This is a genomic window from Deltaproteobacteria bacterium, from assembly GCA_015233135.1.
In the GTDB taxonomy this organism is placed as follows: Bacteria; UBA10199; UBA10199; order JADFYH01; family JADFYH01; genus JADFYH01.
On record JADFYH010000025.1, the window covers coordinates 1 to 18,545 of the forward strand.

The 18,545-nt window shown below is 45.0% G+C and carries 20 protein-coding genes; 15 read left to right on the plus strand and 5 right to left on the minus strand.

The genetic code is table 11. The features are described 5' to 3' along the window. Window positions 1–177 precede the first annotated feature (177 nt). The 15 genes from HQM15_08705 (at window position 178) to HQM15_08775 (ending at window position 12,496) form a co-directional block, all read left to right on the plus strand. Window positions 178–1,062 carry a phosphoribosylaminoimidazolesuccinocarboxamide synthase gene (locus HQM15_08705; GenBank protein MBF0492846.1) on the plus strand — a complete coding sequence of 295 codons (885 nt, stop codon included), beginning with the start codon at window positions 178–180 and terminating at the stop codon, window positions 1,060–1,062. Continuing rightward, window positions 1,059–2,357 carry an adenylosuccinate lyase gene (locus HQM15_08710; GenBank protein ID MBF0492847.1) on the plus strand — a complete coding sequence of 433 codons (1,299 nt, stop codon included), beginning with the start codon at window positions 1,059–1,061 and terminating at the stop codon, window positions 2,355–2,357. The genes HQM15_08705 and HQM15_08710 overlap by 4 nt, the downstream gene beginning before the upstream one ends. Window positions 2,358–2,361: 4 nt before the next feature. Beyond that, window positions 2,362–2,589, plus strand: a complete 228-nt coding sequence (gene purS, locus HQM15_08715) for a phosphoribosylformylglycinamidine synthase subunit PurS (protein MBF0492848.1) — start codon at window positions 2,362–2,364, stop codon at window positions 2,587–2,589. Window positions 2,590–2,594: 5 nt separating this feature from the next. After that, complete coding sequence (purQ, locus tag HQM15_08720) at window positions 2,595–3,272, plus strand: phosphoribosylformylglycinamidine synthase subunit PurQ (protein ID MBF0492849.1); 678 nt, start codon at window positions 2,595–2,597, stop codon at window positions 3,270–3,272. After that, complete coding sequence (locus HQM15_08725; protein ID MBF0492850.1) at window positions 3,269–3,508, plus strand: hypothetical protein; 240 nt, start codon at window positions 3,269–3,271, stop codon at window positions 3,506–3,508. The genes purQ and HQM15_08725 overlap by 4 nt, the downstream gene beginning before the upstream one ends. Continuing rightward, complete coding sequence (locus HQM15_08730) at window positions 3,444–3,920, plus strand: nucleotidyl transferase AbiEii/AbiGii toxin family protein (GenBank protein MBF0492851.1); 477 nt, start codon at window positions 3,444–3,446, stop codon at window positions 3,918–3,920. Before HQM15_08725 ends, HQM15_08730 begins: the two co-directional genes overlap by 65 nt. Beyond that, window positions 3,917–6,130 (plus strand): phosphoribosylformylglycinamidine synthase subunit PurL, encoded by a 2,214-nt coding sequence (gene purL, locus HQM15_08735; protein ID MBF0492852.1) that lies wholly within the window; start codon window positions 3,917–3,919, stop codon window positions 6,128–6,130. The genes HQM15_08730 and purL overlap by 4 nt, the downstream gene beginning before the upstream one ends. A gap of 114 nt (window positions 6,131–6,244) precedes the next feature. Next, the gene (locus HQM15_08740) at window positions 6,245–7,621 is read left to right on the plus strand and encodes an amidophosphoribosyltransferase (protein ID MBF0492853.1); all 1,377 of its coding nucleotides are present in this window, start codon (window positions 6,245–6,247) and stop codon (window positions 7,619–7,621) included. Window positions 7,622–7,627: 6 nt separating this feature from the next. Beyond that, a complete protein-coding gene (locus tag HQM15_08745; GenBank protein MBF0492854.1) occupies window positions 7,628–7,939 on the plus strand; it encodes a hypothetical protein in 312 nt (103 codons plus the stop codon). Next, entirely contained in the window at window positions 7,924–8,151 is a 228-nt protein-coding gene (locus HQM15_08750) for a DUF2283 domain-containing protein (protein MBF0492855.1), read from the plus strand. Before HQM15_08745 ends, HQM15_08750 begins: the two co-directional genes overlap by 16 nt. A 9-nt stretch (window positions 8,152–8,160) precedes the next feature. Then, window positions 8,161–9,318 (plus strand): iron-containing alcohol dehydrogenase, encoded by a 1,158-nt coding sequence (locus tag HQM15_08755; GenBank protein ID MBF0492856.1) that lies wholly within the window; start codon window positions 8,161–8,163, stop codon window positions 9,316–9,318. 65 nt (window positions 9,319–9,383) lie between these two features. Next, window positions 9,384–9,791 (plus strand): SCP2 sterol-binding domain-containing protein, encoded by a 408-nt coding sequence (locus HQM15_08760; GenBank protein ID MBF0492857.1) that lies wholly within the window; start codon window positions 9,384–9,386, stop codon window positions 9,789–9,791. Window positions 9,792–9,828: 37 nt separating this feature from the next. Continuing rightward, a complete protein-coding gene (locus HQM15_08765) occupies window positions 9,829–10,218 on the plus strand; it encodes an endonuclease domain-containing protein (GenBank protein ID MBF0492858.1) in 390 nt (129 codons plus the stop codon). 60 nt (window positions 10,219–10,278) lie between these two features. Beyond that, window positions 10,279–11,439, plus strand: a complete 1,161-nt coding sequence (locus tag HQM15_08770) for an acyl-CoA dehydrogenase family protein (GenBank protein MBF0492859.1) — start codon at window positions 10,279–10,281, stop codon at window positions 11,437–11,439. A 106-nt stretch (window positions 11,440–11,545) separates the two neighbouring features. Continuing rightward, window positions 11,546–12,496: a hypothetical protein gene (locus tag HQM15_08775; protein MBF0492860.1), complete on the plus strand. Its 951-nt coding sequence runs from the start codon at window positions 11,546–11,548 to the stop codon at window positions 12,494–12,496. A 59-nt stretch (window positions 12,497–12,555) separates the two neighbouring features. Here HQM15_08775 and HQM15_08780 read toward each other — a convergent pair whose 3' ends face one another. The 5 genes from HQM15_08780 to HQM15_08800 form a co-directional block, all read right to left on the minus strand. Continuing rightward, window positions 12,556–13,806 (minus strand): bifunctional folylpolyglutamate synthase/dihydrofolate synthase, encoded by a 1,251-nt coding sequence (locus HQM15_08780; protein ID MBF0492861.1) that lies wholly within the window; start codon window positions 13,804–13,806, stop codon window positions 12,556–12,558. 96 nt (window positions 13,807–13,902) lie between these two features. After that, complete coding sequence (locus tag HQM15_08785; protein ID MBF0492862.1) at window positions 13,903–14,976, minus strand: mannose-1-phosphate guanylyltransferase; 1,074 nt, start codon at window positions 14,974–14,976, stop codon at window positions 13,903–13,905. 5 nt (window positions 14,977–14,981) lie between these two features. Next, window positions 14,982–15,980, minus strand: coding sequence for a sigma-54-dependent Fis family transcriptional regulator (locus tag HQM15_08790; protein ID MBF0492863.1), 999 nt, complete (start codon window positions 15,978–15,980; stop codon window positions 14,982–14,984). Window positions 15,981–15,996: 16 nt separating this feature from the next. Further along, entirely contained in the window at window positions 15,997–17,361 is a 1,365-nt protein-coding gene (locus HQM15_08795; protein ID MBF0492864.1) for a sigma-54-dependent Fis family transcriptional regulator, read from the minus strand. 15 nt (window positions 17,362–17,376) lie between these two features. Beyond that, window positions 17,377–18,483, minus strand: coding sequence for a hybrid sensor histidine kinase/response regulator (locus tag HQM15_08800; GenBank protein MBF0492865.1), 1,107 nt, complete (start codon window positions 18,481–18,483; stop codon window positions 17,377–17,379). Window positions 18,484–18,545: the final 62 nt, after the last annotated feature.

Sequence of the window (18,545 nt, forward strand, 5' to 3'; positions counted from 1 at the left end):
GATCCGTCGCTATTTTTTAGAGGAAAAAGTGGGTCCCTATCCTTGCGAACCACCGGGTCCCTATCATGCGTACAGGTGGGGCCCTATCATGCGAACTCCAGGCTCCCTGTCATGCGCGCTGACATATTTACAAAAAACATTTTACTGCTTCGCTAAGATGTGAAACAAGCAGGCAAGATGTCAGATCAAGCCGTAATCCAAACCCAACTTCAAAAGTATAAAAAAACCTATCAGGGCAAGGTGCGGGATCTTTATGATTTGGGCAATAAGATGCTTTTGGTTGCCACAGATCGCCTGTCGGCCTTTGATTATATCCTCAAAAATCCTATCCCTACAAAAGGGAAGATTCTTACCCAGCTTTCCGTTTTCTGGTTCAAACAAACGCAAAATTTAATTTCCAATCATCTTTTATCCACCGATATTTCTCCTTATGTTGCAAATGAGAATGAAAAAAACATGCTCGAAGGTCGAACCATGGTGGTCAAGAAGTTAAAACGTCTGGATGTGGAAGCCATTGTGCGAGGCTATCTGACCGGCTCTGCCTGGGTGGCTTATCAAGAGACAGGCAAAGTGAATGGGATTAAGCTTCCAGCAGCTCTGCGAGATGGGGATCCTTTGCCAGAGCCTCTTTTCACGCCTTCCACCAAAGCGGAAGTAGGGACCCACGATGAACCTCTCACTTTTGACGAGACCGTAAATCTTATTGGTGGGGACTGGGCGGAGAAAATGAGAGAGGCCGCTTTAAAGATCTTTAAACAGGCTTCTGGGCAAGCAGATAAAAATGGCTTACTCATTGCCGATACGAAAATGGAATTTGGAATCAGTGATTTTGGGCAACTCACTTTAATTGACGAACTCCTTACTCCCGATTCATCCCGTTTCTGGCTCAAAGAAGAATACGTTCCAGGAAGATCTCCCAATCCCTGGGACAAACAACTGGTTCGAAATTATTTGCTGAGCACGACTTGGGATAGAAATTCTCCTCCACCCGAATTGCCTGGGGAGATTATAAATGAGACTTTGTTTCGCTATCAGAGTATTGCAGAAAGGTTGATGAAATGATCCCCCGTTATTCCCGTCCCGAAATGGCCAGCTTGTGGACCGATGAAGCCAAGTTTAATAAGTGGTTGACGATCGAAGTAGCCTCTGCAGAAGCCTGGGCCAAGCTGGGAAAAGTGCCTCTCGAAGCAATTCCTGTCATCCAACAAAAAGCAAAATTTGAGGTGGCTCGTGTTTTGGAAATTGAAAAAGAAACCAAACACGATGTGATTGCCTTTGTGCAGAATCTTCAAGACAACATTGGACCCGAAGGTCGATTTTTACATCTGGGTCTCACTTCATCGGATGTCGTGGATACGGGTTTTGCGGCTCAACTGAATGATTCAGGGAAATTGATACGTCAGGGAATTCTGGGGCTGCTGGAAATCCTGAAAGAAAAAGCCTTTCAATACAAAGAGGTCCCGCAAATGGGCCGTACGCATGGTATTCATGCCGAACCCATTACCTTTGGGTTAAAATTTGCCCTTTGGTATTCGGAGTTTCAGCGTCACCTCATCCGCTTTGATGCGGCGCATGAACAGATTGCCTACGGAAAAATTTCGGGTGCGGTGGGAACCTATGCCAATATTGATCCTGCGGTCGAAAAACACATTTGTGACAAGCTGGGAATAAAAACGGAAATCATTGCCACCCAGATTATTCAACGCGATCGGCATGCCCATTATTTTACTACGCTGGCTTTAATCGCCGCCTCCATCGAAAAAATTGCACTCGAAATCCGCCATCTGCAACGCAGTGAAGTTTTGGAGGCCGAAGAATATTTTAGTCCGGGCCAAAAAGGCTCTTCGGCCATGCCGCACAAACGCAATCCGATTTTATCCGAAAATCTTTGTGGCCTGTCTCGTGTGGTCCGATCGAATGCCCTCACCGCTATGGAAAATGTGGCCTTGTGGCATGAGCGAGATATTTCACATTCCTCTGCCGAAAGAATTATTGGCCCCGATACCAATATCCTGGTCGATTTTATGCTCGCGCGCGTGACGGGGTTACTGAAAAATCTTCTCGTCTATCCGCAAACCATGCTGGAGAACATCAACAAGCTGAAGGGTCTGGTCTGCGCGCAACCGATGATGTTGGCCCTGGTGCAAAAAGGGATGCAACGCGATGCGGCTTATCGTCTGGTGCAAACGCATGCGATGCTGACCTGGCAGGACAGAAAAGATTACCAGGAACGCTTGTGGGCTGATCCGGAAATTCAAAAGTATTTTACAAAAGAAGAATTGGCAAAATTGTTTGATCCAAAACATTCGCTGAAAAATATCGACATGATGTTTGAGAGGGTGTTTGGGGGAAAGTGAATTTATGAAATCCAAAATCTATGTCACCTTAAAAAACGGTGTGCTTGATCCTCAAGGCAAGGCGATTCATCACGCACTGGAAAGCATGGGCTTTAAAGGGGTTAAGGAAGTAAGAGTAGGAAAGTATTTTGAAATTGAATCGGACTCTGATCTGAATAAAACAGAATTAGAAAGCATGGCGGATAAGTTGCTCGCGAATACCGTGATTGAGAATTATAAGGTGGAGGTTTAATACCCATGCATTTTTCCATAATCGTTTTTCCCGGCTCCAACTGCGACCGAGATTGTTATCATGTCGTCAAAAATGTTCTTCATCAAGAAGCCGATTTTATCTGGCATAAAGATTTTGTCTTGCCCAAGACGGATTGCGTGATTCTTCCGGGCGGCTTTTCCTATGGTGATTACCTGCGTTGCGGGGCTATTGCCAATTTTTCTCCCATAATGAAAGAGGTTGTAGCTTTTGCCAACAAGGGTGGAAAAGTTTTGGGGATTTGCAACGGCTTTCAAATTCTCACCGAATCGCGTTTGCTGCCCGGTGTTTTACTTCGAAATAAAAATCTTCATTTCATCTGCAAAACAGTGAATTTAAAAGTAGTGAATGCTCAAACTTCTTTTACTGATAACTATAAACTGGCAACTGTAGTTCAAATGCCCATTGCCCATGCAGAAGGTAATTATTTTGCAGATCCAGATACTCTAAAATCATTGCAGGACAATCAGCAAATTGCGTTTCAATATTGTGATGAAAGCGGAGAAGTAAACGAAGCGGCTAATCCCAATGGGGCCCTTCGAAATATTGCAGGTATTTTTAATAAAGAAAAAAATGTACTGGGTTTAATGCCTCATCCGGAAAGGCTTTCAGAATCTATATTAGGAGGAGAGGATGGGAGAAAAATATTTGAGGGATTGCTATGAAAGAATGGGAAAAACCACGTTCTGAAAGAAAATGGGTAGAGAAAATCTCTCATTCTTATGAGGAAGCTAGGGAGTTTGATGTACATTTTTGGGATCAAGCTAGTCCGGGGGCTCGATTTTACGCGACTGTGCTAATGGTTCTGGAAGGTTTGAAAATGAAAGGAATGAGCGATGCAGAACTTAGTCAGTGCAGACTTCGAAGAGATATTCAAAATATTAAACGAGTTCGGGATTAAATATTTGGTAGTTGGCGCATTTGCAGTAATCAATTATACCGAACCTCGTTATACCAAAGATCTCGATATTTTAATTTTGCCTGACATTAACGATCATCAGCGAGTCTACCAAGCGTTGAAGAAATTTGGGGCGCCTTTGCAGGGAATTAACCCAGAAGATTTTAAAAATCCAGAGCTGGTGTATCAAATTGGAGTAGAGCCTTTCCGAATAGATATTTTGACGCAAATTGACGGGGTCAAACTTCCTGAAGTTTGGGATAGAAAAAGTGAAGCTCTTTACGGTGACACTTTAATCCATGTGCTCAGTTTTGAGGATATTGTCAGTGCGAAAAGGGCCTCTGCTCGTCCCAAAGATTTATTAGACATTGATACTCTTTATTATCATCAAAAAATACGATCTAAAAAAAAATGAATATCACCCCCGAAATTATCCAAAAACATGGTCTGAATTTAGAAGAATACCAACGCATTTTGACTATCATCGGTCGGGAACCTAATCTCGTCGAACTCGGCATCTTTGGTGCCATGTGGTCTGAGCACTGCTCTTATAAATCCTCAAAAGTTCATCTCAGAAAATTTCCCACCACGGGGAAGCGTATCCTCCAAGGTCCTGGGGAAAATGCAGGGGTCATCGATATCGGCGAGGGCAAGGCCCTTGTTTTCAAAATGGAATCTCACAATCATCCTTCTTTCATCGAGCCTTATCAGGGTGCAGCAACGGGAGTGGGGGGGATTTTGCGCGATGTCTTTACCATGGGAGCGCGTCCTATTGCCTTGCTGGATTCCCTTCGATTTGGGGAAGTCACCCATTCAAAAACCAAATTTTTAGTGAATGGAGTTGTGAGCGGCATTGCCGGCTATGGCAATTGTATGGGGGTTCCCACGGTAGGTGGCGAAACTTCTTTTGAGCCCTGTTACAACCAAAATAATTTGGTGAATGCGATGTGCGTGGGCTTAGTAGATAAAAATAAAATTTTTAAAGGGATTGCCTCTGGAGTGGGAAATCCTCTTCTCTATGTGGGCTCCAAAACCGGTCGGGATGGCATCCACGGGGCGGTGATGGCCTCGGCAGAGTTTGATGAGAAGAGCGAAGAAAAACGACCCACGGTGCAAGTGGGAGATCCCTTTACCGAAAAGCTGCTTTTGGAGGCCTGCCAAGAGCTTTTCCAGAAAGATTTTTTGATCGGCATTCAAGATATGGGTGCTGCCGGCCTTACTTCTTCTTCTTTTGAGATGGCTTCACGTTCTGGAACAGGATTGAAAATGAATCTGGATGCCGTGCCTGCCCGAGAAGAAAATATGACGGCCTATGAATTCATGCTCTCTGAATCGCAGGAACGCATGCTTTGTGTGGTTAAGAAAGGCTTTGAAGAAGAGACGATAACTATCTTTAAAAAATGGGATTTAGATGCAGCGGTTATTGGCGAAGTAACGGCTGATGGACAGATGCAGATTTTTTATCAAGGTGAAAAAGTAGTGGATTTGCCGATTGAACCTTTGGTGTCGCAGGCGCCGGTTTATGAGAGGGAGATGAGGGCACCGAGTGGTCATAACGCCCCCCAACCCCCTCTTAGCTTAAGAGGGGGAGTAGCGGATTCTGATAATAATCAGATTTTATTAAAGCTCCTTTCCTCCCCCAACCTCTGCTCCAAACGCTGGATTTACGAGCAATATGATCACATGGTGCAATTAGGCACAGTGGTGCTTCCGGGTTCAGATGCCGCTGTGCTGCGTATTCCCGGAACCCAAAAAGGAGTAGCTTTATCGGTAGATTGCAATTCTATCTATTGCTTTCTCAATCCCCGAGAAGGGGGAAAGATCGCGGTCGCGGAAGCGGCGCGAAATGTCGTCTGTTCGGGGGCCGAGCCTTTGGCGATCACCGATTGTCTTAATTTTGGAAATCCTGAAAAACCCGAAGTGATGTGGCAATTCAAAGAGGCCGTAGAAGGGATTGCGGAAGCCTGTCTAGCCTTGGATACCCCCGTCACCGGTGGAAATGTGAGTTTGTACAATGAGACAAAAGGAGAGGCGATTTATCCCACTCCTACCATTGGCATGGTGGGTGTTTTGGAAAACATTACGCATCACACCTCGAGTTTCTTTAAGGCCGAAGGGGATCTCATCTTTTTAGTGGGCGAGACCCTGGATGAATTGGGAGGGAGTGAATATCAAAAACAAATCGAAGGAAAAGTAGAGGGGCCTATTCCGATTTTGGATTTAGAAAAAGAAAAAAGAGTTCAAGCTTTTGTTCTCGAGGCTATCCGCACGGGCTTAGTCCAAAGCGCCCACGATTTGTCCGAAGGCGGACTGGCCATTGCTTTGGCGGAATCTTGTATTTCAGGTCCAAAAACTTTCGGGGTCCAAATGGATTTGACTCCCGTAGGGGCAATTCATGAATTGCCCTTACTGTTCGGCGAATCTCAAAGTCGGGTATTGCTTTCAGCCTCGAGCAATCATAAAGAGAAGTTGCTAAATTTAGCAAAGAAACACGCTGTTCCATTTGCACAAATTGGCAAAGTAGTCGGCAATCAATTTGAATTGGGAAATTTAATTTCTCTTCCGATTTCTGAAGTAAAAGAGAAGTGGGAGAATGGGTTTAGAGAGACGGTTTTAAATAGTTAGTTATTCCTTCCCTTAAGCTAAGGGGAGGTTAGGAGGGGTTATGTCCAATTGGATCCAATTGCCATAACGCCCCCTGACCCCCTCTTAGCTTAAGAGGGGGAAGGGTAAGTTCACATGTGTGGAATTGTCGGCATCTACAATCATCCTGAAGCGGCAAAGCTGGCCTACCTGGGTTTGTACGCCCTTCAACATCGCGGTCAGGAGTCTGGCGGTATTGTGACCAGCGATGGCCTTCGTCTTCATTCTCATCGTCAGATGGGATTAGTGGCCGATATTTTTTCCGAGGAATCCTTCAAAAAATTACCCGGTAATTCAGCCATTGGTCATGTCCGTTACTCGACGGCGGGATCATCCGAACTCAAGAACTGCCAGCCTTTTGTCGTCGATTATTCCCGAGGTGGCATCGCCGTTGCGCACAATGGAAATCTGGTGAATGCGATGGCCGTCCGCGCCGAGTTTGAGGCCCATGGCTCCATCTTTCAATCCACCATGGATACGGAAGTCATTATTCATCTGATTGCTTCTTCCAAACAAAATTCTTTGGTGGAACGTGTACAATTTGCCCTGAATCGCATCAAGGGGGCCTACTCGCTGGTGTTTCTTACCGAGACCCGCATGATTGTCGCGCGTGATCCAGGAGGCTTTCGTCCTCTTGTTTTGGGCGACTTGCATGGATCTCCTGTCGTCGTGTCCGAAAGTTGTGCCCTGGATTTGATTGAAGCCAAGTATGTTCGTGATATCGAGCCTGGCGAGATAGTGGTTTTTGATAAAGACGGCGCTCATTCTTTCAAACTTCCTGAAACAAAAAAACACCATTGTATTTTTGAGTATGTCTACTTTGCTCGTCCGGATTCTAAAATTGATGGAGATAATGTCTACGACATCCGCAAAGGCTTTGGTCACCAGCTGGCAAAGGAACATCCCGTTGAAGCGGATATCGTCGTGCCTGTTCCAGATTCGGGCGTGCCGGCGGCCTTGGGTTATGCCGAAGCATCGGGGATTCCTTTTCAAATGGGGCTCATTCGAAATCATTATGTGGGACGAACTTTTATTGAACCCGAAGACAGCATTCGCCACTTTGGTGTAAAAATTAAGCTCAATCCCATTCGCGATCTGATTCAGGGTAAACGCATAGTGCTCGTGGATGATTCCATCGTGCGCGGCACCACCTCGCGTAAAATTATCAAGATGGTGCGTGATGCGGGGGCGAAAGAAGTACACTTCAGGATTTCATCCCCCCCCACAAAATGGCCCTGTTTTTATGGAATAGACACCCCGGACCGCAAACAACTCATCGCGGCCACCCATGAAATTGACGAGATTCGCCGCTATATTACGGCGGATAGCCTGGCCTACCTTTCTACGGAATCTCTCTATTGGTTCCAAAAAGGGGACTCCAAAGGCTTTTGTGATGCTTGCTTTACAGGTCGCTTTCCAGTACCTTTGACAGATCATCCCGAGATGACGCAGTTTAGTTTGTGGGAGGATTAGATTGTCGTGCAGAATATTGCCCATTCAAAGAATAATATTCCAGTTCGTTTAACAGATGAACGATGGGCCCATATTACAGAGGAGCATTCGGAGCTGGCGGGTAGGCGATATGAAGTTTTGGAAACTATTTCAAATCCCGATAAAATTTTGGAAGGTAATTTAGGTGCCTTGATTGCAGTTCGAAGATTAGAAGTTTATAAAAAACTGTTGCTTGTTGTATATAAAGAATTAGGGGGGGATGGATTTGTGATTACAGCATTTCTTACTTCCCGTGAGAGAAATTTGGAAAGGAGAAAGATAATATGGCCTTCCCATTGAAAGATTATTTAGCACTATTGCCTACACTTAAGGCTACTCCTCAAGGTTATCTTTGGTCTTCCTATGATGAGGAGGCAGATGTCCTCTATGTTAATTTTAAAAAACCATCTTTTGCCACAGACAGCGAAATTACAGATGAAGATATAATCATTCGCTACGATGAGAATGAAGATGTGGTTGGTCTTACAATTTTGAATGCTAGTAAAAGATAGAAGGTCTAAATGATACCTAACTTTTTTCAATTTCACCTTCCCACCAAAATCCTTTTTCAAGCAGGGCTTGCAAAAGATTTTTCGAATGAGCTGGCCCAGCTGGGGGTAAATAAAATTTTATTTTTGACAGATTCTTATTGGGCCAAGCAGCCTGTCACCCAGGAAATTATTGAAGGACTTAAAACTGCGGGGATCGAAGCGGTTGAAGTTTTTTCCGACATCCCTCCCAACTCCGAATTGAAGGTGGTTCATCAGGCGACTGAATTGGGTAAAAAAATAGAGGCCGATGGAATCATCGCTTTAGGCGGTGGGTCGGTGATGGATACGGCCAAGGCAGCAAATATCTTGCTTAGCCTGGGCGGGGATCTGGTAAATGATTATTCGGGCACCCAAACGATTACTTCCGATCTCAAACCTCTCATTGTGATTCCCACTACTTCTGGAACAGGCAGTGAGGTGACCAAAGTGGCCGTGATTTACGACGCAGAACACGAAGTAAAACTCGCTTTTGTCGACACGCATTTGTATCCGACCTTGGCCATCCTCGATCCTGAGCTCACCCTCACCATGCCCCCTCAACTGACGGCCATGACAGGGATGGATGCTCTCACTCATGCGATTGAATCTTATACCTCCCAAGAACAAAATTCTTTTTCGCATGCCCTCGCGAAACACGCGATTCAACTTGTTGTTGAAAATTTACCCTTGGCGACCAAAGAGGGAAGTAATCTAGAAGCCAGATCTGCTCTTTTGGTGGCGTCTAACTTGGCCGGAGTTGCCTTTGATCATGCGATGGTTGGCATTGTGCATTCGATGAGTCACTCCGTGGGTGCGGTCAGTCATGTGCCTCATGGTTTGGCCAACAGCATTTTGCTGCCTTATGGAATGGAATATAATTTTGAGCTTTGTGAAAGTCAGTATGCCGATCTGGCTTTTTCTTTAGGCGCCCTGGAACAAAGTGGGAAAGCGGCCCTGAAATCGGTCTATGCCCTGCGAGCCCAGCTGAAAGAGATTTGCGGGCTGCCGGATAGTCTGAAAGAAGCCGGAGTAAAAGAAGAAGATCTCCCCCGCGTTGCACAACTTGCCGTGGAAGATGGATCAAGTTTTTATAACCCGAAGGAAGTGGTGGAAACTGAAGTGTTGGAGACTTTAAAAAAAGCTTATTGAAAACTTCTCTTTTCCCTCTTCTTTAGTAAGGAGAGGGTTAGGGTGAGGTAGAAAGTCAAAATAACATGTCCTATTTTGCTAGCTCAGAAAAACTTCAAGATATCCTCGGCAATTTCTTTCGCTTACTCGCGAATGATTCCAACATTGGCCCCAAACTCAAGGCCTCCAATCTCATCGTCAAATTCAATTACACCGAGCCGGCCCTTTCCATCACCATTAATTGCACCAAAGATCCGGTTGAAATTTTATTCAACGACACCACACTCAAGCCCGAAGTTGAAATGACCATGAAGGCCGATACGGCACACAAATTCTGGTTTGGAAAGGTGAACTTGGTCATCGCGCTGACTCGCAGAGAAATTACGGCGAAGGGATCCATCCCCAAAGTTTTAAAATTGTTACCGGTCATCAAACCCGCTTACGCCTTGTATCCCAAGTTTATTCAGGAGAAGGATGCTGGGTTGATGTTGTAGTCCCCCCTCTTAAGCTAAGAGGGGGATAGGGGGAGTTATGGAAACTCTGGAAGTTCAACTTTGGAAAAGACAAAACCGTTTTCAAAATAATCCAAGATTGAAAAACTTTCGTAGAGAATTAAGAAGTAATCAAACTGAAGCTGAAAAACTATTGTGGCAAAAAATAAGAGCGAAACAAATAAAGGGGTATAAATTTATACGTCAGTTTAGTATTTCTCATTACATCTTAGATTTTTATTGTGCCGAAACAAAACTTGGAATTGAACTGGACGGTGGAGGGCATGCCTCTCCTGAAACTACTCTTAAAGATTTGGAAAAAGAAAATTATTTGAAGGCTTTTGGAATCAAAGTTCTTCGTTTTTGGAATACCGATATTTATACAAATTTAGATTCAGTACTAAATGAAATTGCTCAAAATTTGCCATAACCCCTCCTAACCTCCCCTTAGCTTAAGGGGAGGGACTTGGAATATAGAAGGTTGATTATTATGTCCCTATCTTATGACCTCAGCCCCGAACAAGAACTGCTGCGCAAAACCATTCGTGATTTTGCGGAGAAAGAAATTCTTCCTCTGCGCCAGAAGCTGGATGAAAAAGAAGAATTCTCCGTCGAGCTTACTTTAAAGATGGGAGAATTGTGTTTGTTTGGAATGACGGCCGATCCTACCTTTGGAGGGCATGGGATGGATTATCTCAGCTATGTGATTGCCGTGGAAGAACTGGCTCGCGTGGATGGCTGCCAGGCTGCCACTGTCGCCGCGGAAAACACCTTGGGCATTGGGCCCATCAATTGGTGGGGAACTAAGGAGCAAAAAGAAAAATATCTTCCTGCCCTGTGTGAAGGGAAAAAACTGTGGGGCTTTGGTTTAACCGAACCCGATGCCGGATCCGATGCTCAAAATTCCAAGACGAAGGCCGAACTCAAAAATGGCCAGTGGCTGATCAACGGCGCCAAAATTTTTATTACCAATGCCGCAAATCCGCTAACTGCGGGGGTTACCGTCCAAGCGGTGAGTGGTGAGAAAAATGGAAAAAAAGAAATCAGCTGCGTAATTGTGCCTCAGGGAACCCCCGGATTTAGTGCACGGGAGATGCATCATAAAATGACCTGGCGCTCTTCCAACACCGCGGAACTTTATTTTGAAGAGGTGAAAGTCCCTGAAGAAAATTTATTAGGCAAACGCGGAGAGGGTTTCAAGATGATGCTTCAAACCCTCGATCATGGCCGTTTAGGCATTGCCGCCATGGGACTAGGTGGCGCTCAAGGGGCTTGTGAAGCCGCTTTAAAATACAGCCAAGAACGCAAGGCCTTTGGCCGTCGTTTATCGGATTTCCAGGCCTCCGCCTTCAAACTGGCCGATTGTGCTATGCACATCGAGGCCGCAAGAAATCTGCTTTACAAAGCCGCCTGGCTCAAAGACCAGGGCCGCCCTTTTGCCAAGGAAGCCGCCATGGCCAAATTGTATTGTTCCGAAGTGATGCACGAAGTAGCCAACCATGCCGTCCAGCTCCACGGAGGTTATGGTTTGATGGAAGAATATCCCGTTGCCAAGTTCTATCGAGATCAAAAGCTCCTCGAAATAGGAGAGGGCACCAGCGAAGTGCAACGCATTGTCATCTCGCGTCATCTGGGCTGCAACCCTGCGTAGTTCTTTAACGCGCTGCACTACTACTTTCTTAAATAACTAGCAACTTCTTGAAAAAATTGCCGATAATAAAACTGAGCGGGTTTATAATAGGGGGAGGAGACCACCCATGAAATTATTATCGAAAATTTTGCTGAGTCTTTTTATCGTTTCACTTGCTGCCTGCGGCGGAAGTGGAGGCGGCTCCGACCAGCAGATAAGCGGTGTGATTGCAGAGGCCGATTTTTCAACTGCGGTCTGCCAACCGGCAACAAAAATCGTGAATATTCGAAATGAAGATTTGAATGAACCTCAACGCGTTCAAAGTTTAGGCTTTGAGTTGGGAACCAACCCCACCGGTTTTTTTACAATTTCTAAGGCGATGGTAGGAAGTACAGAATTTACGGGTGCTGATTTAACAAACATCGTGATTCCCGCGGGAGGAATGCTTTCGATTTACGCTAATTATAATCCCAGACCCGATGCCAGCGGTCACATTATCCCAAGTGCGACCTCCTATATCAGCTTGTTCCTCAACGGTCCTCGCTTGGGTATTCCTCAAATTAAACTGAATGGGAGCACAGACCCGAATTCGGATTTGAGTGTGTGTGGGCAAATTTTGAAGTTTAATATTACCAGCGTTAAGTTGACAGCGAATACGCCTGCTACGCCTACTGGCACTGCTCAGGATGTTCCTGTGTCCGGCTCTACTTTACAAATTTCAGTTAGGGATAATGTCGCTTCAATTTCAAAAAATGATCTTTCCACAATCAATATGCTAGGTTTTCCTGCAAACCTGGATGATGGAACTTTTGAAGGGCAGTTTGACGGTTCCAAAATTAATTTTGATAGAGTAAGCTTTAACATCGCCAATGCGATTCATTTCATTGGGAAACTAACTACCGACACAGCAACTGCTACTAATGGTAGCATTAATATTTCTAAAACGGGTACGGCTTTAGCCTCAGGTCATGCAAAAGTTGTATTCGCAGCATCTATACCTAATGAAACAGTAGTTCCTGCCCAATATCAGGGTGGAGTTGTTGCTGTTGAAATTGAACTCCAACAATTTGGAAATTAATTAGCGGGAAGCAACTACCCAGACATAATAGAAGGCTTAGGTGGTTTTTTCAATTTCAACTAAGAATGGGATTGACCCTTCTTAATCTCTCCTACCAAATACAGAGAACCAGTTACCAGCAAGGCCTCGTGTTCTTTTAGAGAATTCGAAAGATGAAGGTAGGCGTCTTTACATCCTCCCAAGCCTCCTTCCGGATCAATTGATCTCGGATTTTCCATTTTACACAAATAAATATTACCCGAAAGTTTGGAGAGTTCCCTCAGCATTTCTTCTACATTTTTATCTGAGGCAGCGCAGAAGAGGATTTTCCAATTGTACCCCTCTCCCGCAAGAGGCGAAGGAGTTTGGGATAAGAAATCCACCACGGCTTTAATCCCCGCCACATTGTGTGCGCCGTCTAAAATTATGAGTGGTTTTTTTTGAACGACTTCCAGGCGGCCAGGCCATTGGGTTTTTTGAAGGCCTACGAGAATATTTTCATTTTTAATTCCCCCTCTTGAGCTAAGAGGGGAATTTGTGAGAGCAAATTCGGGGGCCTCATACTTTTGGAGTATTTCAATTGTCTTTAAAACGATTGCCGCATTTTTTTGCTGGTGAATTCCGAGAAGGGGTAGAGTGATTTGCCCCTCTCCCGTCCTTCGGACACCCTCCCCCTCAAGGGGGGAGGGAAAAAAGAGAGGAGCCTTGTTTGCTTGCGCAATTTTTTGAATTACTTCTATGACTGCGGGATCTGTAGCCCCGCAAACAACGGGAACTCCTGGTTTTATAATTCCTGCTTTTTCTTTCGCAATGCTCGCGAGGTCTGGCCCTAAAAATTCAGTGTGATCCAAACTGATTTCAGTGATCACAGAAATCAGGGGTGTGATGATATTGGTGGAATCCAATTTTCCACCCAAGCCTACTTCGAGGATGGCAAACTCCACTTTTTCTTGCGTGAAGTAGAGGAAGGTGAGGAGGCTGCAGAGTTCGAAGAAGGAGAGGGGGAGGAGGGAAGAGGGAAGAGGGAAGAGGGAAGAGAGTAATTCTTCCAGTCTTTTATCCGAAATATCCTCATACCCTATCCGAAAACGTTCATTGATTTTCACCAGATGTGGAGAGGTAAAAAGTCCCACTTTATATCCAGCTTGAGTAAGAATCGACTGCAACATCGCAGCAGTTGAACCTTTGCCGTTGGTGCCGGCAATGTGAATGGAGGGGAATTTTTTTTGCGGATTTCCAAATTCTTCACAAACCGCCTGAATGCGTTCCAGGCCTGGCTTCATGTGTTGCCATTCAGTTTTGGAGGATTGGAGGAGTTGAGTGAGGAGCAAAGGTAGTTCCCCCCTCTCCTAAGGTAGGAGAGGGTCAGGGTGAGGTATGAAATTGCCATAACGCCCCCTAACCCCCTCTCAGCTTAAGAGGGGGAATTAAAGAAAAACATCCATCTTTTTCTTCTTCATTTCTTCCAGTAATATTTTTACTTCTTCCGATCTCTCTTTGGGTAAAACCAGCACAGAATCTTTATTGCGAATCACAATCAGATTTTCGACGCCCAAGCAAGCCACAACGCCTTCATCAGAGATGAATAAATTGTTGTTGGCATCTTTTGAAATCGTTTGTCCTGTACGGCTATTTTCAAACTCATCCCTTGGAAAATATTTTGCCAAAGAAGCCAGGCTGCCCACATCGTCCCAATCAAATCTGGCGGGAAGTACCACGACATTTTTGGATTTTTCTAAAATAGCATAGTCGACTGAGATAGAGGTGAGTTGAGAATAAAGGGCAGAGAGATTGGACCCCTCACCCTGGCCCTCTCCCCCAAGGGGAGAGGGGAAGTGCCTCTCAAACAAAGAAGCATCGTGGGGGAGATGCTGCTGATACTCATGGATGTAATTTGAAGTTTTCCAGACAAACATTCCACTATTCCAAAAATACTCTTCGCTTTTAATATATTTTTCGGCGGTTTCTAAATCAGGTTTTTCCTTGAATTGTTTTACCCGAAAGGCCTTTCCGATGCTTTCCCCTTTTTGAATATAACCATAACCCGTAGCGGCAAAGTGGGGAAGAACGCCCAAGGTGACTAATGCCTCCTGGGCCTGGGCCAGCGAACTTGCCTCCTGAAGTACTTGCTGAAATTTTTCTTTCTGTAAAATTTTGTGGTCTGCCGGCAGCACTACCATAATTCCTTCGGGATCTACTTTATTGAGATGATAAGCCGCCAGGGCGATGGCCGCCGCGGTGTTTTTTCCTTCGGGTTCCAGCAGAAATTGTTCATCGTTTAATTCAGGGAAATCATTTTTCATTAGAGCAGACTGATCTTGGGTACACACCACAAAGGTGTTTTTAAAATCAATCAGGGGCTGACATCTTATTGCAGTTTCGCGTACCAAAGAGTGTTCAGATCCTACTTTTAAAAATTGTTTGGGGGAGTTTTTTCGTGAAAGAGGCCAGAGACGGGTGCCTGAGCCTCCTGCCAGGAGGATGAGATAGAGATTGGTCATAAGTATTAACTTCTTAAATATTTTTTTAATATCTTTTTAAAATTACTTCTATCCAGGCCCGCCAGCGAGCTTGCCAGGCTTATATTGTTTTCCGTTTTCTGAAGCAAATGATAAAGATAATGTTCGTTGAACTGATCTAAGGCGAACTGTTTGGCCTCTTTGTAGGGGTAGGAAACCCATTCGCTTTTGAAATGGGGTTGGGTGAAATTCAGTTTATGCCCACTAATCTTGTAAGGTAAATCTTTCAGCAAGATCTCCTTGGTTTCGCAAAGCACTACGCTGCGCTCGATAATATTCTCGAGCTCGCGGATATTTCCAGGCCAGTTATAGTTTTTGAGGGCCTGCAGTGCTTCTGCATGAACAGACAGAATCTTTTTTCGTGTTTTTTCAGAAAACTTTTTCAGAAAATATTCAATCAACTGTTCAATGTCTTCACTTCTGTTTCGCAGGGGAGGGAGTTGCAGGGTGATGACATTTAATCGATAGAAAAGATCTTCACGAAATTTTTTCTGGGCAATCATCTCCTGCAAATCCCGATGAGTTGCAGCAATCACGCGAATATCCACCTTGGTCGAATTGATGGAACCCACTTTTTGAATTTCTTTTTCCTGTAAAACCCGCAGAAGTTTGACCTGAATGCTCAGAGGAACTTCTCCAATTTCGTCCAGAAAAACGGTGCCCCCCTGGGCTTGTTCAAAGAGTCCTTTTTTTTCCTGAAAGGCTCCTGTGAAAGCCCCTTTGAGGTGTCCAAACAATTCAGATTCCATCAAGTTTTCAGGGATGGCACTGCAGTTAATGACGACGAAAGGTTTGTCTTTATGCTTTGAATTTTGATGGATCAGTTGAGCCAAGACTTCTTTGCCACTCCCCGATTCGCCCAAAATCAGTACGGCTGCCTGGGCAGAGGCCACTTCGGGCAGGGTCTTAAATAGCCTTTTCATGAGGGGAGAGCGGCTGTTGATGAATTCTTTTTCGCGTGCAACAAGTGTGAGAGGGATTGTCATAATTGATTTTTAAACGTTAATTATTTATCTTTCGAATTTTTTCCAGCAGGGTGGTTCGGTTGAGTTTTAAAAGTTTTGCGGCCTTGTTTTTATTTCCTGCTGAGTGCGCTAGGGCTTTGGTAATTATCGAATTTTCGAATTCCCCCACCACTTTTTTTAAATCAATTCCCTCTTTGGGGATGACGGTTTCGAAGGAGCTGGGTGTTTTGTGTTGAGTAATTTTTTCTGGTAAATCTTCTTTTTCGATCACCCCTTCTTTTTTTAAGATCACGAGACGCTCAATGACATTTTCCAATTCTCGCACATTTCCCTTCCAGGAATACTGAGTCAAGGCATCCAATGCTTCTGGAGAGAGCGTGAATTTCTTCCGCTGATTTTCCTGGGCAAAGCGATCGAAAAAATATTTTGCCAGTAGGGGAACATCGCTTTTTCTTTCGCGGAGAGGCGGTAAATAAATGGGGATGACGTTGAGTCGGTAATACAGGTCTTCCCGAAAACTGTGGTCTTGAACGGCCTGCTCCAGGTTTTTGTTGGTAGCTGCGATGATGCGTACATCCACTTCCACCGTACGCGTAGAGCCGACCGGTTCGAATTTTCTTTCCTGAATGACACGCAGCAACTTTACCTGCAGCTTCAGCGACATGTCTCCAATTTCATCCAAAAAAACACTGCCATTTTGAGCCATTTCAAATCGTCCCGAACGACTGGCCACCGCGCCGGTGAAGGCCCCCTTGATATGGCCAAATAGTTCTGATTCCAACAGGTCTTCGGGAATGGCCCCGCAATTGACAGCCACCATGGGGTGTCCCGCTCGCCTGCTTTGATAGTGAATTGCACGGGCCACCAGTTCTTTTCCAGTGCCCGATTCTCCCAAAATTAAAATATTGGAATCGGTGTCGGCTACTTTTTCGATGAGCGAATAAACCTCCTGCATTTTATCGGAGACCCCCACCAGATTTTTAATCCCAAAACGCAATTTTACCTGTTGCTTCAAAATTCGATTTTCTTCTTTGATATGGTGGGTTTCCAGGGCCTGATTCAAGAGATGCAAGACGTCTTCTAGGAGAAAGGGTTTGGTCAGATAATGATAGGCGCCTTCTTTGAGGGCTTCCACCGCGCTTTCGATGGTTCCGTATCCTGTAATTAAAAAGCAGAGGGTGTCGACTTGCTCTTTTTTAATTTTCTTTAAGAGGTCGATGCCGTTTGCATCCCCCAGCTTCAAATCGATCAAGGCCAGATCAAAGCGCTGCTTGGAGAGCTGCAAGACCGCCGTTTCATAGTTGTGGGCCGTGCAAACCTGGAATCCTTTTTCACTTAAAAAACGATTCAGGGCCTTTACAATTGCCGCTTCATCATCCGCAATCAAGATACTCGGTTGCATAAAAGCTCCCTCGTATTAAGGTGTGTGCAGAGGCAAATAAAGGCTAAAGGTGCTGCCTTCATTTTCTTTACTTTCCACTTCAATTTTTCCGCCATGATCCTGAATGATGCTATAGCTGATGGAAAGCCCCAGTCCGGTTCCTAGCCCCACCTTTTTTGTGGTAAAGAACGGGTCAAAGATTCTATTTAAAAATTCTTTTTTAATGCCGCTACCCTGGTCGATGACTTGAATAAGCAGTGTGTTGTCGTTGAAGGGCTTGGCTTTTATGGTGATTGCAGAGCCTCGTGGGGAGGCGTGACAGGCGTTGCTGACCAGATTGAGAAATACCTGTTCGAGTTGGTTTTCGAGTAATGAGACGGGGGGAAGTTTTTTTGCGAAATCGGTTTTTAAGGTGATACCATGCTCTTTGCATTGCAAAGAGATGAGGGGAAGCACTTTTTCAAACACCCTTTGGAGGGACCTTTCACGCTTGTATTCGTCTGAAGATTGACGAGAGAAAGCGAGCAGGTTCTCCACGATTTTTTTACAACGGAGTGCAGAAGATTCAATTTCCTTCAGATCCTCAAAAATCTGAGTCCCGGCCTTGCTTTGCTGAAGTGCCAATTGGCAGAAGGCAAGGATGCCTCCCAGCGGATTGTTGATCTCGTGCGCGACGCCTCCTGCAAGCAAGCCAATGGCGGCCATTTTTTCACTTTGTAACAATTTCGCTTGCAGCTGTTTTTCTTCCCGAATGTCCCGATATTGTAAAATAAAAAGATCCAAATCTTTTTTGTTTCCCTTTAAGGGAAAACTCACGGCCTGATATTCACGGCCGTCCTTAAATTTCCTGAGTTGTGAAATGGCAGAGGCCTTCGTTTTGCGTGTTTCTTCTAGGGGACAGGAAGGGCAGGGAGAATTACGCCCTGCAAAGCTATTGTAGCATTTATTTCCAATGAGTTTTTGAACGCCTTGCCCTGCCGATTTAGCCAGGGCCACATTGGCCCGTTCTATTTTGTACTGCTTATCAATAACCATTACCGGATTCACGATGGCATCAAAGGTGGACTCCCAAAAGTATTTGGCTCTCTCCACAATTTCGAAAAGGTCCGAATTGGATTTGCCCTGTTTTTTGACAGGTGTCATAAAAGTATTCATCGGTGGGTAGATTTTAACTTTTTGTCGGGTTTCTGCCAGCTAATTCTTTA

Coding starts and splice junctions, on each gene's coding strand:
- HQM15_08705 (MBF0492846.1), top strand. CDS start 178: ATGTCAGATCAAGCCGTAATCCAAACCCAACTTCAAAAGTATAAAAAA.
- HQM15_08710 (MBF0492847.1), top strand. CDS start 1,059: ATGATCCCCCGTTATTCCCGTCCCGAAATGGCCAGCTTGTGGACCGAT.
- purS (MBF0492848.1), top strand. CDS start 2,362: ATGAAATCCAAAATCTATGTCACCTTAAAAAACGGTGTGCTTGATCCT.
- purQ (MBF0492849.1), top strand. CDS start 2,595: ATGCATTTTTCCATAATCGTTTTTCCCGGCTCCAACTGCGACCGAGAT.
- HQM15_08725 (MBF0492850.1), top strand. CDS start 3,269: ATGAAAGAATGGGAAAAACCACGTTCTGAAAGAAAATGGGTAGAGAAA.
- HQM15_08730 (MBF0492851.1), top strand. CDS start 3,444: ATGCAGAACTTAGTCAGTGCAGACTTCGAAGAGATATTCAAAATATTA.
- purL (MBF0492852.1), top strand. CDS start 3,917: ATGAATATCACCCCCGAAATTATCCAAAAACATGGTCTGAATTTAGAA.
- HQM15_08740 (MBF0492853.1), top strand. CDS start 6,245: ATGTGTGGAATTGTCGGCATCTACAATCATCCTGAAGCGGCAAAGCTG.
- HQM15_08750 (MBF0492855.1), top strand. CDS start 7,924: ATGGCCTTCCCATTGAAAGATTATTTAGCACTATTGCCTACACTTAAG.
- HQM15_08755 (MBF0492856.1), top strand. CDS start 8,161: ATGATACCTAACTTTTTTCAATTTCACCTTCCCACCAAAATCCTTTTT.
- HQM15_08760 (MBF0492857.1), top strand. CDS start 9,384: ATGTCCTATTTTGCTAGCTCAGAAAAACTTCAAGATATCCTCGGCAAT.
- HQM15_08765 (MBF0492858.1), top strand. CDS start 9,829: ATGGAAACTCTGGAAGTTCAACTTTGGAAAAGACAAAACCGTTTTCAA.
- HQM15_08770 (MBF0492859.1), top strand. CDS start 10,279: ATGTCCCTATCTTATGACCTCAGCCCCGAACAAGAACTGCTGCGCAAA.
- HQM15_08775 (MBF0492860.1), top strand. CDS start 11,546: ATGAAATTATTATCGAAAATTTTGCTGAGTCTTTTTATCGTTTCACTT.
- HQM15_08785 (MBF0492862.1), bottom strand. CDS start 14,976: ATGACCAATCTCTATCTCATCCTCCTGGCAGGAGGCTCAGGCACCCGT.
- HQM15_08790 (MBF0492863.1), bottom strand. CDS start 15,980: ATGACAATCCCTCTCACACTTGTTGCACGCGAAAAAGAATTCATCAAC.
- HQM15_08795 (MBF0492864.1), bottom strand. CDS start 17,361: ATGCAACCGAGTATCTTGATTGCGGATGATGAAGCGGCAATTGTAAAG.
- HQM15_08800 (MBF0492865.1), bottom strand. CDS start 18,483: ATGACACCTGTCAAAAAACAGGGCAAATCCAATTCGGACCTTTTCGAA.